The sequence below is a fragment of the Acinetobacter soli genome (assembly GCF_018139125.1).
Lineage (GTDB): Bacteria > Pseudomonadota > Gammaproteobacteria > Pseudomonadales > Moraxellaceae > Acinetobacter > Acinetobacter soli.
Genome location: NZ_CP073241.1, coordinates 3,093,968 through 3,108,348 on the forward strand (window position 1 = coordinate 3,093,968; position 14,381 = coordinate 3,108,348).

Below are 14,381 nucleotides of genomic sequence, written 5' to 3' on the forward strand. Positions count from 1 at the left end.
ATGCTCAATGCAACTTAAGCTTGGCCTTCAACTTGCGTTTGAGCACGTTGAAGATTGGCTTCAAATTCTGCATCAAAGTTGATTGGTGTCAAAAGCAATTGTGGGAAACTGCCTTTGGTGACCATATCGTTGACTGCTTCACGTAAGAACGGGAACAAAATGTTTGGGCAGTACGCGCCTAAAATGTACGGAAGACGGTCTTCTTCGATATTGTCAATTAAGAAAATACCAGATTGAGTCACGTCAACAATAAATGCCGTCTCGCCTTCGTTATTTGCTTGAACAACCGCTTTTAATGACACTTCAAAATGCGTTGGATCAATTTTTTCTGCCGCAGACGACAAATTGATGTTCAACTCTGGTTGCCATTGTTTTGTAAAGACTTGCGGTCCTGGGACTTCAAACGAAATGTCTTTGGTATAAAGACGTTCTAAAGCAAGTTGCGGTTGAGTTTGTTGTTCTTCACTCATTCTTTTTTCCTTAACAATTTAAAGCGAAATTAAGCCAGTAGCTCGTCGAGTTTGCCTTCACGCTCTAAGGCATAAAGTTGATCAAAACCGCCAATAAACTGATCTTTGATAAAAATTTGAGGCACGGTACGATGATTGGTACGCTGCATCAGTTCGATGCGCACATCTGGTGCTTCATTTGACAAATTAATTTCTTTGTACTCAATGCCTTTGCGCTCAAGCAGTTGTTTTGCACGAATGCAGTACGGACATACTGTAGTTGAATAAATCGTAACATTTGCAGTCATGAAATTGCTCCTTAAGCTTTAGTCGTCTTTGCTTTAACCAGTGGCAAACCTTGACCTTTCCAGTTGCTAATACCGCCGTCGAGACGGTAACTGTCAGCGTGTCCGATTTTTTGCAGCGCACTACCGGCAACTTGACCAAGGTTACAAATGAACACCAGTGGACGATCACTTGCTTTAAGCTCGTCTACATGGCTGGCGATTTGGCTGTACGGAATGTTACGGCTTCCGCTGATGTGACCTTCACGAAAGTCTTTGGCATCACGTAGGTCGATCAATTGCGCATTTTTGGCTTTGATCAAAATACCAAGCGATTGTGGGGAGATTTTGCGTCCGTTACGTTGTCCTTCAAAAATAAAAAACAACACAGCCAGAACTGCAAGTGTTCCAAATAAAAAGGGGTGATTCCCCATAAACTCCAACCAACGTTCCACAAGCCACCTAATTAAACTCAAAATTGACGAAGAGTATAGCTCATATACTTGGTGATCAAAATCACCAGTTCAAGAGCAATATTTAGAAAAATTAACTTTTTTGTTGCGCTTCCTGAATTTCATCCAGCAATCGCAAATAGCTGTCCAGTCGGCGCGGCAGAATTTCACCGTTTTCGATGGCCACTTTCAAGCCACAATGCTTTTCATGCGTGTGGGTACAATTTCGAAATTGGCATTGTCCCAAACGCTGATCGATTTCTGGAAAACCATGGCGTATTTTTTCGGCATCCAGATGCCAGAGTCCAAATTCGCGAATTCCCGGTGAGTCAATCAATGCGCCATTTTCACCAAACCGAATCAGTCGGGTTGAGGTGGTGGTGTGCTGACCCAGTGCCGAGTTTTCAGAAATGATATTGGTTTTTTGCTCCGCATCTGGAATGATGGCATTGATCAGTGAACTTTTACCTACACCAGATTGCCCCACAAAGGCAACTGTTTCGTTGTCTAGACGCTGTTGCAAGCTGTGCAGGTCGCCTTTGGCATGACACACCAATGTTTCATAGCCCAGTGCTTGATATTCTTCGAGCATATTCAGAATTGGATCTTGTTCGGTTAACAAATCCGACTTGTTAAGCACCAGTAAAGCTGGAATATCGGCATCGGCACAGGCCACCAAATAGCGATCAATCAGTGTCGGTGCTGGTTCAGGCAATACTGCAAAGACAATCACAATTAAACTGATGTTGGCTGCAACAGGTTTCACCTTGTGATAGCGATCTGGACGAGTCAGTAAAGAACGTCGTGGTTGAATCGCGGTAATAATCCCAAGTCCCGTGTTTGGGTCGGCTTGCCATTTTACCCGATCCCCAGTCACCAGCATTTCTAAATTGGTACGGGTATGGCATCGCCAAATGCTGCCCAGTTCAATAGGCTTCCAAAAAGGCTCAGGTTCGCCATCTGCAACTTCAGGTCGCTCAGGATGTGGATCGGGTGTCGACAAGGCCTGAACTTCGAGTTGACGACCATAATGCTGTACCACCAGTCCTTCTAAATCACTGGACGTGTCTACATCATCTTGGCGTGTTTGCTGTTGTTTCTTGATCCGGCGTTGCTGCTGTTCAGTCAAGCGACGTTTACGAATTAGAGCCATTCATATCCTAAAAAAACCCATTTACCGAGGTCGCAAAAATAGCATGAACTGACCATCGAGTTACAGCGTAGCGACGATTAATTTGCTACTATTCGTGTTTTCTCGCATTTAGATTTGGTAGATATGAGCAGCACACTGGATACGCGGTTAATCTGGATTGACCTTGAAATGACAGGTTTGGACACAGATAACGATCAGATTATTGAAATTGCCACCATTATTACCGATGACAATTTGAATATTCTTGCAGAAGGTCCGGTTTTGGCAATTCATCAACCCGATCGTATATTAAATGCGATGGACGAATGGAATACTCGTCAGCACGGTCAGTCTGGACTGATTGAACGTGTGCGCCGCAGCAAATTGACCGCACATGATGCCGAGCAGCAAACCCTTGAGTTTTTAAAGAAATGGGTGAATCCGAAAATTTCACCGATGTGTGGCAACTCGATCTGCCAAGATCGTCGCTTTATGCATCGACTGATGCCGGAACTCGAACAATACTTTCATTATCGTAACTTGGATGTGTCGACGATTAAGGAACTCTCTAAGCGCTGGCGTCCAGAAATTATGAGCGGATTAAAGAAAAATGCATCGCACTTGGCGATGGATGATATCCGTGATTCGATTGCAGAACTGCGCTACTACCGTGAATATTTTTTCATTAAAAACTAAGTTGCATGTTGCAATAACTGCGCAATAGGTATCACCGTAGCTTAATTTTGGGCTGCGGTTTTTTATTGTCGCGGGTGGGGTCAAAGTCTTACGAATATATTCATATTGTTACAAAAAGTAGAATGGAACCAATTGGTTTTACAGGGTTTTGTTTTACTATAGAGTTGTATTCCCAGTGAATTATAACAAAGAGATCAAGATGCAAAGTAATAATCCTATATTAACCCGCGTTGAAACATATAGTGATTTTCAGCAACCGATGACTGTAGCGGGCGCAGTACAAAAATCGGTGGGTCTGACCTTGGTGGCTGCCATTACTGGTTTAGCGTTGTTCTTTTATTGCGCTTTTACCGCCAATGCAGGAATGGCTTACGCTGCAATGCTGGTGGGTGCAATTGGTGGCCTGATTTTAGGCCTGATTGCAACGTTTAAAGCGCATACAGCACCAAAGCTGGCGGTTCCTTATGCACTATTTGAAGGTGCATTTTTAGGTGGTATTTCCTTTATTTTTCAGGCCAAATTTCCGGGTGCGCCGTTACAAGCGCTACTTGCTACATTTGTCACCACCTTGGTGATGTTCGGCTTGTATCGCTTCCAGATTATCCGTGCAACCGAGAAGTTTAAATCAGTGGTGCTTTCTGCAACCATTGCGATTGCCATTGTGTTTGTCGTGCAAATGGTCATGAGTTTGGCTTTTGCATCTAGTGTACCTTATATTTTTGAAAGCAATTGGTTGGGCATTGGCTTTGCGGCATTTGTGGCTGTGATTGCCTCATTGAATCTGATTTTGGATTTTGACCTGATCGAATCTGCTGCAGCACAACGCGCACCGCAATCATTTGAATGGTTGTGCGGAATTGCCTTACTCTCGACGCTGGTGTGGATGTATATCTCGTTCTTGCGTCTGATTGGTCTGTTATCGAACGACTAATCCAAAACTCAAGTTGTTCAAATCAAAAGTCGTACGCCGTGAGGGGTACGATTTTTTTATGCAAATCAAAAAAAGATGCATTATGCAATTTCGAAAAGTTGTGAAGCTTGGCATTATGCTTCTAAATTTAATACAGTGAGAAACCTAATGGCACAAGGATTATTAACAGGTAAACGTTTTTTAATTGCAGGTGTTGCAAGTAAGTTATCTATTGCCTACGGTATTGCACAGGCACTCCATCGTGAAGGCGCAGAGCTTGCGTTTACTTATCCAAATGAAAAACTAAAAAAGCGTGTCGATGAATTTGCTGCACAGTTTGGTTCAACGCTTGTTTTTCCTTGTGATGTTGCGGTTGATGCGGAAATTGACAATGCATTTGCAGAACTTGCAAAACATTGGGACGGTGTGGACGGTGTGGTTCACTCAATTGGTTTTGCCCCTGCGCACACTTTAGATGGTGATTTTACTGACGTGACCGATCGTGAAGGTTTTCGTATTGCGCATGACATCAGTGCCTACAGCTTTGTGGCGATGGCGCGAGCTGCGAAGCCACTGCTTCAAGCACGTCAGGGTTGCTTATTGACTTTAAGTTATCAGGGTTCTGAGCGCGTAATGCCAAACTATAACGTCATGGGTCTTGCTAAAGCATCGTTAGAAGCAGGCGTACGCTACTTGGCTTCAAGCTTAGGCGCAGATGGTATTCGTGTGAACGCAATTTCTGCTGGCCCAATCCGTACTTTGGCTGCTTCAGGCATCAAATCGTTCCGTAAAATGCTGGATGTCAATGAAAAAGTATCGCCGTTAAAGCGTAATGTGACCATTGAAGAAGTGGGCAATGCCGCGTTATTCCTTTGCTCACCTTGGGCGTCGGGTATTACTGGTGAAATCATGTATGTCGATGCTGGATTTAACACAGTAGGTATGAGCCAAGCGATTATGGATGAAGAATAATTTTTTATCTTCTAATTAAAATGGTGCTTCAGCACCATTTTTTTTACATTTGAAATTCAGTTGCAAATAAAAACGTTAGCAAAACATTAACAACTCTAAATAGACAGTTCTGTATCTATTGGTTAAAATTCAACATAAGTATGAGTTTTACTGATAATAACAATGTCGATTAATTTATTTGGCGTATTAGAACGCTTGGGATTAGGCGCACAGCAACGCGCCTTGCATGTGACCTTCTCAGATTCTACCCTGAACAGTCAGGTGTATTTACAACGCATACAGGGACAGCAGCAGATCAATCACGGCAGTACTGCCGAGCTGCTGTGCTTCAGCACGCACGCACAGATTGCCCTCAAACAATTTATCGGCTGTCAGGTTGCCGTCGATCAGGTGACCGATACCGGCCAGCTGTATCGCACCAGTGGTATCATCACCGCTGCCAACCAAGCACAAAGCGATGGTGCACTGACCAGTTATACCCTGACCCTGCAAGACCCGACCGCACTGTGGCACAAACGCCGCAACAGCCGCGTGTTTATGAACAAAAGCGTGCGCGAGATCAGTGAGCTGCTGTTTAGAGAATGGCAAACGAAAAGCCCGCTGTTTGCCGCCAGCCTGACGCTCGATACCTCAGGCTTAAACCGAGACTATGACATCCGGCCATTTAGCATGCAGGCCAACGAAACCGACTACGACTACCTGACCCGACTGTGGCGCAGCGAAGGCATCAACTGGCTGATCGATGAAGCAGCCCTGACCGTCCCGACGATGAATACCCCGATACAGGCACAAGTACTGCGTCTGATTGACGACAACCAGCATTACACCGCCTTAAGCAGACAAGTCATACACTACCAGCGCAGCAGTGCCACCGAACCCTACGATACCCTGACACAGGTACAAGCCGAGCGGTCCCTGCAACCCACATCGGTCTATACCCAGCGCTGGCAAGCCGATGCCTTACAACAAGAAGAAGGCAGTGGCAGTGTGCAAAGCACCCAGCAACATAGTCAGCAACACGACAATGCCAGCCTGAATCTGGAAGATGCCTGGCACATCACCCCGGCATGGATTACCGATCTAGAACAACAAGATCAAGCCACTGCATCTGGTAATCCCCAGTTGGAACAGCTCAACCAGCAGATCAATGCCTATCACCACCTACAGAGCAAACAATTCAGCGCCCGTGGAAGTGTACGCGATGCACAGGTTGGCTACTGGTTTCAGCTCGAAGGCCATCCCGAACTGGCCCAGCACAGCGCAGACGAGCGCCAGATGATCATTGTGGGCAAACACTACAGCAATCAAAACAACCTGCCCAAAGAACTACAACAACAGTTCAACTACAACGTACCCGAACAACGCCACTACAGCGAACTGACCTTGGTCCGCCGCAACATCAAAATCGTACCCGAGTACCACCCGCAGCAACACCGCCCACCGGCACATCCGCAACGCGCCAAAGTGGTGGGGCCAGAAGGCGAACAGGTACATGTGGACGAATGGGGACGCATCAAAGTCCGGTTCCTGTTTACCCGAAGTGAAGACCACAGCCATGATGGTGGCGCAGGCAGCAACGACAACGACACCGACTCGGCATGGGTCGATGTACTGACCCCATGGGCAGGTGAAGGCTATGGCGCCCGCTTTTTACCCCGTATCGGCGAGATCGTGGTGATCGACTACTTTGATGGCGATATCGACCGGCCCTTTGTACTTGGACGCATCCACGAAGCCCAGCGAAGTCCGACCAAATTCGACATTAAAGGACAGTTACCGCATACCCGACACCTGAGTGGCATCCGCTCCGAAGAAATTCAGGGCAGTGGCTACAACCAGCTCCGCTTTGATGACACCACAGGACAGATCAGCAGCCAGCTCCACAGCAGCCATGGTGCAACCCAGCTTAATCTGGGCAATCTGAGCCATCCCAAAGAACAACTGGAAAGTGAAGGCCGAGGCGAAGGTTTTGAACTACGCACCGACCAGTGGGGAGCCGTACGGGCAGGCGAAGGGTTACACCTCAGCACCCACAAGCAAGAGCAGGCACAGGGCCAGCATCTAGATGCGAAAGAGGCCAGCCAGCAGCTTGAAAGCAGCCTGAACAATGCCAAAGCCTTAAGTGAAGTGGCCAAAAATCAGCAGACCGATCCGCTTGAAGTACTGGACAACCTCAAACAGTTCTTGGAACAGATCGAAGAACAAGACCAGAACAAGGCTGCCGCGTTTAAGCAAGCGCTGATGATCTTAAGTGCACCTAGCAGCATTGCCATGAGCAGCAACCAAGACATCCACCTGAGTGCAGACGGACAACTGAGCCAGCATGCAGGAGACAGCCTGAACATAAGCACCCAAAAAAGTCTGATTGCCCATGCCAGTGACAAGATTAGTTTGTTTGCAGCACAGCAAGGTGCCCGCCTGTATGCCGGCAAGGGCAAGATCGAGTTACAGGCACAGGGAGATGGGGCGGATTTAATTGCACGGAAGGATATTCAGATTATTTCTACGGAGGAGGCGGTGTATATCACTAGCCCGAAAGAAATAAATTTAACCGTAAATGGTTCGCAGCTTAAACTGAATGATTCAGGTGTTTTTTCAACTACTGGTGGAAAATTTGAGGTGAAGGCTGGGCAGCATATATTTGAGGGTGGGGAGAAAGTTACTGTTCCTGAAATGAGTTTTAATGATTCGCCTTGTTATTTAACTTATCGCGTGACTGATACGCAAGGTAAACCTTTAAAAGATAAGCATTATGTAATGTATCTTGCGGATGGAAGTGTAAAAAAAGGGAAAACGAATGGGTTGGGGGAAACTGAGAGCGTCAAAACTTCTGGACCTCAAAAAGTAAATATCTTAATTGATGATGAAGATCATGATGGATATCACATTAGTCAACTCAACTAAGTTTAGGCAGTTCTATGACGAATAAAGCAGAATACAAATTAAAATTATTACTTGGTGAAAATGGAAGTAAACCATTGGCCAATACTGCATATGTTATTACAGCTCAAGGTAAAATTTTATCTAAAGGTAGTACATCGTCAGTTGGAGAAACAGCTGTATTTGAAGTTATGGGTTTAACTTCTATACAAGTAAAAATTTTCAATCCAAAGCATAATAATGGAAAAGGTGGTTATATTTTTCCAGAACTATTTAATCATAAAGCTTCAGATATTTTGATCAATAATAATGTGTTGGATAGTATTAATGATTTACAGAATAAAAAAATCAATTTAGATGAGATTTTTAAGAATAAAAATCAAAAGAACGCAAATATCTTAGTTCCAGAAAAAAAGATTAAAGTTACAACATTAAGATTAAGACCATATATCATAGTTGACCTGAGAGATCACTTGAAACGTATTTTTAAAACACGTTTAAATTATGATGTGTTAGATGCTCGTGGTAATATTATTAAAGAAAATAATAAAGAATTAAAGGGGTTAAAGACTGAAAAAGCTGGTTTAACACAATTGTATTACTCAAATGAAGCAGTAAAGTTTAGATTTTACAATGGTGATTTAGGTAGTGTTAAAGTTAGTACCGATTTAATCACGCCTTTTTTTTCACATCAGGAAGTTTTAAAGATTCAGTATGTTAAAACTGCACCTGCAGTGACTATGCCAGATATTAAAAATACAACTTTATTGGCTGGTAAGCAAAATATTCCAATCATTGTAGATCCTGTTACCAAAGAAATTTACGTATTAAGCCCTCAAGATTTTAAAGATTTTTTAGATGTCTCGGGTAGTTTAACGAATGCTATGAAGATGTTGCATGAGCGGCGTGAGAAAGTAAACACATTAATGGCACTTGAAGCAAAAACACCTGAACAGATCCGAGAGGCTGAAAAAAATCTAGGGATCGCTCAAGATGAGGCAATAAAAACTCTAAATCAGAAATTTAAAAATCAGGCTGATATTCGTGAAGTAATTGCATTTGAAATGTTTACCACCTCTGATGGTCGACAAAAAATGAACGCGATGCGTAAATACACCAATGAAAGTCAACATATAAAAAACAAAAATAATAGATTAAACAAATTTGAATATCGTCTGAATTATGAGGTTCCTTGGAATGCTTCTACCCAAACAGCTAAAACAGGGCATAAAGACAATACATTAATGACGATTGATCGTGAAAAGTTTAAAGAAAACTTTACAAAAACGGTTGAGGGTATTCATGCAGAAGTTTATAAAACCAAAGGTGAAAAATCGATTACGCTTGTTCCAGATCCTAAAATTTTTGGAATTACAGCAACAGAGTTAGTTGAGAGTTATAAAACAAGTGATTCTTCAACAGTGGATGTTCAAGCACAATGGTTAAGATTGATTGCAAGTACAGGCTATGATGGCACCTTGAAATGGGGAGCGAAAGGGCTTCAAGCGAGCGGCTCAGCTTATGCACAGGCAAAAATGGTACTTCTTGAAGGAAAGAAAAAATGGTTGTGGGCTTATCCTAGTTTACAAGGCTGGGTGATGCAAATTGACAATGTTCCTTTAGGTGCAATTCGTTTTATTTGTGGCGCAGAAATTTATGGTTTTTCTGGAGCAGTGTTCGCAGCATCTTCAGCTTTTGCTGTCAAAATTGATAATAATTCTGGTAAGCAGATGCTTAGCAGTATAAGACGTGATCCTAAGGCAACTTTGGCTAATAGTCTAAATTCATCTAAGCGAGCCATATTGGATATTAAAAAAGGTGGTATGGATGATCAAGTTAATGAGGATAATAAGTTTAATGCAGGAATTAATGCTTTTGCAGGAATGCAAGCAAATATCACTCCTTTTGGTGGATTACAGTGGCTAGATCCTGAAAAGCCAAAAGACTTTTCTGACTTGGCAAAAATTTCTCCTACTCTAGGTTTGAGTGCAGGTGTAGGTGGAAGTGCAGATTTTAGTTTGTATTACGACAAGGGTGCTTTTAGATTTAAAGCGAGTATAGCAGCTTGTTATGGTGTGGGTGGAAAAGGAGCATTGGAATTTACGGTTGATTTAAATAAGATAGATCAACTGATCAAATTTATTGCTTATCAACTGACCTATGTATCTTTTAAAAAACTGGTTTATATGACTGAAAATACATTCATGTTATTACACAAAGTAAGTATGTTGTTACCCTTCGAAAAAAATAATAATTTTATTAAAAGTGTAACACTCATAAATTTAAGATTTCTAGATTTTAAATCAAGAATGAATATGGCTGAGCAACGTATTGCAATGTGTCGTAAAATAAATGCTAAAGGTCAATGGTTAAAATATTTAAGTCCTGAAAGCAGAGGATGCTTTTTATATCACATTACGCGGCATGGATTGCTTACTCGAATGAATGATCCATCTGAATCAGAGGGCTGGTGGATATTGGGCACAGATAAAGAATATGATTTTCCTGAACATAAAGAAGCTGTGTTGAATTTATTTAAAAGCGTGACAGTTGTAAGCCATTGGACCAATACACTTCAACATATGCATCCTGATGGTGAAATATCAACTCAAAGTATTGCAGTAAATGAAAGTGAGTTATTAGATTTTCTAAATTTAGGACGCAAGGGGGGAGTATTGCCTCTAGCCGACCTGAAAAAAATAAAGATATTAATCAATCAAGATCATAATTTTCCCAAAGACTATCGTTCAGGCAATAAATATATCGATGAATATATTAAGATGCGTGGAGAGCGCATCTTAGCCTACCCCAAAGACTATATGATTGCTAATTTTGATAGTCAAGAGTTTAAAAAATTACAGCTTGCTCAAGGGTTAGTACAGTCTGATATATTTTTAGCGCAAGCACCTGCACCGATCGATCAAATTGATTCAGATAAATATGAAATAAAGCGGGATCAGACATGGATGGTTTAATTCTATCCATGTTTAAATATCGATTTTAATGGCTAATTAGTTTAAATAAACGGTTTGGGTGAGTCAGAGGCGCATCTTACAGCGGTTGCACTATTTGGGTTAATAGTATTGAAAGCATTGTCATCCTTATCAAATTTAGGATTAGGTTCCATACCATATCTATAAATTGTTGTTACACTACCGCCAATTTTTAGATCTAAAACACCAGCCTCCTGATAAGTGCTTCGAACCGATTTGAGTGTCCCTGTCGCTGGGCCTTGAGGGTTTTTTTCTGGTGAATGCTTATAATATTGAGGATCAAACCAATCCGACATCCATTCATAGCTATCAGTTGCTAAATCATAAAAGCCGAGTGGCGTAGGATTGAATTTTCCTAAAATTGGAATCGGAACGCCATCTAAATCATAAGACTTACTTACTTGATCACGTTGTTCATCACTCCAAACATTTCGTCCCGGTTCATACTCACCATTATCCGTTGGATAGATGACATATTGTCCACGGTTTCTGGCAGCATATTCCCATTGCGCTTCGGTCGGCAGTGTCATTGGTATTCCTACTTGTTGGCCTAGCCATTGACAGTAATCGTGTGCTTGTTGCCAGCTCACACCTGCGGGTGCATTTGGTACGCGTAACTTTTTGGAAATTTCTTCCATTGCAATTTTTTTCTGCCCAGTCGCCTCAGTATAAATATCATAGTCATCAAAGGTGGTTTTATACGCATTTAAACTAAAACTATCGAGAGTGACTTTATGTAAAGGCATGGCTGCATAAAGGCCAGTGATGGGTAATTTATCTTTACGTGTGACGTGACCAAAATCACCCATCATAAAGCTTCCGCCCTCAACAAAAATCATATTCTTTTTTGTTTTATCAACGAGTTTTTGAATTTTTTGTTGTAATTCGGCTGAAGGCTGAGCTGCTTTAGTGGATGTTTCTGTCGATTTTGCACAGGCACTTAAAGCAAGAGTTGAAAATAAAAAAATTACAAGATTTTGTTTCATCATCTTTTTATAAGTCATAACGTTACACATATTGCATAAATTTTAATTGAGATATGAATTCTTGAAAAGAAACTTTGTGTTAAGTGATTAGAGTTAGCTGTATTTATCAATGAACAAATTTAATCGCTTATAAAATATCATTTAACTTTCTTTATTTGAGCTAAACGGTTTTGGTGAGTTCGATACGCATCTGACCGCTGTAGAAAAATTAGGATTAACAATTTGATATAAATTATCATCCTTATCAAACTGAGGATTAGCTTCCTTACCACTTCTATAAATTGTCGTTACACTACCTCCAATTTGTAAGCTCTTTGCAGCGCCTACTTGATATGTACTTCGAACCGATTTGAGTGTTCCTGTTGCTGGACCTTGAGGATTTTTCTCTGGTGAGTGTTTATAATATTGAGGATCAAACCAATCCGACATCCATTCATAGCTATCAGTTGCTAAGTCATAAAAGCCTAAAGGTGTCGGAGGAAACCGACCAAGTGTCGGAACTTTTACTCCATGAATATCGGGCATAGATTTAGTAAATTCATGTCTTTGTTCATCACTCCAAACATTTCGTCCCAGTTCATATTCACCATTATCTGTTGGATAGATGACATATTCTCCACGGTTTCTGGCAGCATATTCCCATTGTGCTTCGGTCGGCAGCGTCATTGGTATCCCCACTTGTTGGCCTAGCCATTGACAGTAATCGTGTGCTTGTTGCCAGCTCACACCTGCGGGTGCATTTGGTACGCGTAACTTTTTGGAAATTTCTTCCATTGCAATTTTTTTCTGCCCAGTCGCCTCAGTATAAATATCAAAGTCATCAAAGGTAGTCTTATACGCATTTAAACTAAAACTATCGAGCGTAACTTTATGTAAAGGCATGGCTGCATAAAGGCCAGTGATGGGGAATTTATCTTTACGTGTGACGTGACCAAAATCACCCATCATAAAGCTTCCGCCCTCAACAAAAATCATATTTTTTTGGGTTTTCTCAACGAGCTTTTGAATTTTTTGCTGTAATTCGGGTGAAGGCTGAGCTGCTTTAGTGGAGGTTTCTGTCGATTTTGCACAGGCACTTAAAGCAAGAGTTGAAAATAGAAAAATTACAAGATTTTGTTTCATCATTTTTTTATAAGTCATAATGTTACACATATTGCATAAATTTTAAGTGGGATATGAATTCTTGAAAAGAAAATTTGTATTAAATGATTATAATAAGCTGTATTTATCAATGAACAAATTTAATCGCTTATAAAATATCATTTAACTTCTTTTATTTGAGATAAACGGTTTTGGTGAGTTCGATGCGCATCTGACTGCTGTAGAAAAATTAGGATTAACAATTTGATATAAATTATCATCCTTATCAAACTGAGGATTAGCTTCCTTACCACTTCTATAAATTGTCGTTACACTGCCCCCAATTTGTAAGCTCTTTGCTGCACCTACTTGATATGTACTTCGAACCGATTTGAGTGTTCCTATTGCTGGGCCTTGAGGGTTTTTCTCTGGTGAGTGTTTATAATACTGAGGATCAAACCAATCCGACATCCATTCATAGCTATCGGTTGCTAAATCATGAAAGCCGAGTAGCGTAGGATTGAATTTTCCTAAAATTGGAATTGGAACGCCATCTAAATCATAAGACTTACTTACTTGATCACGTTGTTCATCACTCCAAACATTTCGTCCCGGTTCATATTCACCATTATCCGTTGGATAGATGACATATTGTCCACGGTTTCTGGCAGCATATTCCCATTGCGCTTCGGTCGGCAGTGTCATTGGTATTCCTACTTTTTGACCTAGCCATTGACAGTAATCGTGTGCTTGTTGCCAGCTCACACCTGCGGGTGCATTCGGAACGCGTAACTTTTTGGAAATTTCTTCCATTGCAATTTTTTTCTGCCCAGTCGCTTCAGTATAAATATCAAACTCATCAAAGGTGGTTTTATACGCATTTAAACTAAAACTATCGAGGGTGACTTTATGTAGAGGCATCGCTGCATAAAGGCCAGTGATGGGGAATTTATCTTTACGTGTGACGTGACCAAAATCACCCATCATAAAGCTTCCGCCCTCAACAAAAATCATATTTTTTTGGGTTTTCTCAACGAGCTTTTGAATTTTTTGCTGTAATTCGGGTGAAGGCTGAGCTGCTTTAGTGGAGGTTTCTGTCGATTTTGCACAAGCAGTTAAAGCAAGAGTTGAAAATAAAAAAATTACAAGATTTTGTTTCATCATCTTTTTATAAGTCATAATGTTACACATATTTTATAAATTTTAAGTAAGATATGAACTCTTTAAAAGAAACTTTATGTTAAGTGATTATAATTTGAAGTATTGTCATAAATAGTTTAAAAAGATTTTAACTATTTTTATATTAAACTCATATTTAGCATGTAGCTAAAATAGTTGAAATATATGTTCTTAAACTCACTTCGATTATCACAATTCACATGGAATTTTTTATCATTATCAGAAAAAATATTTGAAAGACCGAGTTCTGGTACTCCTAAAAAGCAGAATTTTTATAATAATTTTTAACTGATCATCGTGTTCTGATGAGTGTTATGAAATATCGAAAAAATCTCAAAGGAAAAGATCATCATCCAGAAAATTATTTT

The 14,381-nt window shown here is 41.0% G+C and carries 12 protein-coding genes; 5 read left to right on the plus strand and 7 right to left on the minus strand.

Features of this window, described 5'->3' with window-relative positions:
• Positions 1-14 precede the first annotated feature (14 nt).
• The 4 genes from secB to rsgA all read right to left on the minus strand — a co-directional run bounded on the left by secB (position 15) and on the right by rsgA (position 2,338).
• Positions 15-470 carry a protein-export chaperone SecB gene (secB, locus tag KCV09_RS14310; RefSeq protein WP_004940626.1) on the minus strand — a complete coding sequence of 152 codons (456 nt, stop codon included), beginning with the start codon at positions 468-470 and terminating at the stop codon, positions 15-17.
• Positions 471-499: 29 nt separating this feature from the next.
• A complete protein-coding gene (gene grxC, locus KCV09_RS14315) occupies positions 500-757 on the minus strand; it encodes a glutaredoxin 3 (protein WP_004940623.1) in 258 nt (85 codons plus the stop codon).
• A gap of 11 nt (positions 758-768) precedes the next feature.
• Positions 769-1,188 (minus strand): rhodanese-like domain-containing protein, encoded by a 420-nt coding sequence (locus KCV09_RS14320; RefSeq protein ID WP_004940620.1) that lies wholly within the window; start codon positions 1,186-1,188, stop codon positions 769-771.
• Between the two features lie 91 nt (positions 1,189-1,279).
• Positions 1,280-2,338, minus strand: coding sequence for a small ribosomal subunit biogenesis GTPase RsgA (gene rsgA / locus KCV09_RS14325; protein ID WP_212515296.1), 1,059 nt, complete (start codon positions 2,336-2,338; stop codon positions 1,280-1,282).
• A gap of 123 nt (positions 2,339-2,461) precedes the next feature.
• Between rsgA and orn the strand changes: the two genes are divergently transcribed.
• From orn to KCV09_RS14350, 5 genes are all read left to right on the plus strand, one after another.
• On the plus strand, positions 2,462-3,013 hold the full coding sequence (orn, locus tag KCV09_RS14330) for an oligoribonuclease (protein ID WP_004945289.1): 552 nt from the start codon (positions 2,462-2,464) through the stop codon (positions 3,011-3,013).
• A gap of 199 nt (positions 3,014-3,212) precedes the next feature.
• On the plus strand, positions 3,213-3,944 hold the full coding sequence (locus tag KCV09_RS14335; RefSeq protein WP_004940611.1) for a Bax inhibitor-1/YccA family protein: 732 nt from the start codon (positions 3,213-3,215) through the stop codon (positions 3,942-3,944).
• 147 nt (positions 3,945-4,091) lie between these two features.
• Positions 4,092-4,895 carry an enoyl-ACP reductase FabI gene (locus KCV09_RS14340; protein ID WP_004940607.1) on the plus strand — a complete coding sequence of 268 codons (804 nt, stop codon included), beginning with the start codon at positions 4,092-4,094 and terminating at the stop codon, positions 4,893-4,895.
• 162 nt (positions 4,896-5,057) lie between these two features.
• Positions 5,058-7,799 carry a type VI secretion system Vgr family protein gene (locus KCV09_RS14345; RefSeq protein WP_212515297.1) on the plus strand — a complete coding sequence of 914 codons (2,742 nt, stop codon included), beginning with the start codon at positions 5,058-5,060 and terminating at the stop codon, positions 7,797-7,799.
• A gap of 14 nt (positions 7,800-7,813) precedes the next feature.
• Positions 7,814-10,750, plus strand: a complete 2,937-nt coding sequence (locus tag KCV09_RS14350; RefSeq protein WP_212515298.1) for a hypothetical protein — start codon at positions 7,814-7,816, stop codon at positions 10,748-10,750.
• A gap of 41 nt (positions 10,751-10,791) precedes the next feature.
• Here KCV09_RS14350 and KCV09_RS14355 read toward each other — a convergent pair whose 3' ends face one another.
• The 3 genes from KCV09_RS14355 to KCV09_RS14365 form a co-directional block, all read right to left on the minus strand.
• Positions 10,792-11,772 carry a formylglycine-generating enzyme family protein gene (locus tag KCV09_RS14355; protein ID WP_151820005.1) on the minus strand — a complete coding sequence of 327 codons (981 nt, stop codon included), beginning with the start codon at positions 11,770-11,772 and terminating at the stop codon, positions 10,792-10,794.
• Between the two features lie 123 nt (positions 11,773-11,895).
• Complete coding sequence (locus KCV09_RS14360; protein ID WP_212515299.1) at positions 11,896-12,894, minus strand: formylglycine-generating enzyme family protein; 999 nt, start codon at positions 12,892-12,894, stop codon at positions 11,896-11,898.
• A gap of 123 nt (positions 12,895-13,017) precedes the next feature.
• Positions 13,018-14,013, minus strand: a complete 996-nt coding sequence (locus KCV09_RS14365) for a formylglycine-generating enzyme family protein (RefSeq protein ID WP_212515300.1) — start codon at positions 14,011-14,013, stop codon at positions 13,018-13,020.
• Between the last annotated feature and the right edge of the window lie 368 nt (positions 14,014-14,381).

What these genes read in the sequence shown, in the direction of transcription:
- secB (WP_004940626.1), bottom strand. Translation starts at nt 470, where the DNA reads ATGAGTGAAGAACAACAAACTCAACCGCAACTTGCTTTAGAACGTCTT.
- grxC (WP_004940623.1), bottom strand. Translation starts at nt 757, where the DNA reads ATGACTGCAAATGTTACGATTTATTCAACTACAGTATGTCCGTACTGC.
- rsgA (WP_212515296.1), bottom strand. Translation starts at nt 2,338, where the DNA reads ATGGCTCTAATTCGTAAACGTCGCTTGACTGAACAGCAGCAACGCCGG.
- orn (WP_004945289.1), top strand. Translation starts at nt 2,462, where the DNA reads ATGAGCAGCACACTGGATACGCGGTTAATCTGGATTGACCTTGAAATG.
- KCV09_RS14335 (WP_004940611.1), top strand. Translation starts at nt 3,213, where the DNA reads ATGCAAAGTAATAATCCTATATTAACCCGCGTTGAAACATATAGTGAT.
- KCV09_RS14340 (WP_004940607.1), top strand. Translation starts at nt 4,092, where the DNA reads ATGGCACAAGGATTATTAACAGGTAAACGTTTTTTAATTGCAGGTGTT.
- KCV09_RS14345 (WP_212515297.1), top strand. Translation starts at nt 5,058, where the DNA reads ATGTCGATTAATTTATTTGGCGTATTAGAACGCTTGGGATTAGGCGCA.
- KCV09_RS14350 (WP_212515298.1), top strand. Translation starts at nt 7,814, where the DNA reads ATGACGAATAAAGCAGAATACAAATTAAAATTATTACTTGGTGAAAAT.
- KCV09_RS14355 (WP_151820005.1), bottom strand. Translation starts at nt 11,772, where the DNA reads ATGACTTATAAAAAGATGATGAAACAAAATCTTGTAATTTTTTTATTT.
- KCV09_RS14360 (WP_212515299.1), bottom strand. Translation starts at nt 12,894, where the DNA reads ATGACTTATAAAAAAATGATGAAACAAAATCTTGTAATTTTTCTATTT.
- KCV09_RS14365 (WP_212515300.1), bottom strand. Translation starts at nt 14,013, where the DNA reads ATGACTTATAAAAAGATGATGAAACAAAATCTTGTAATTTTTTTATTT.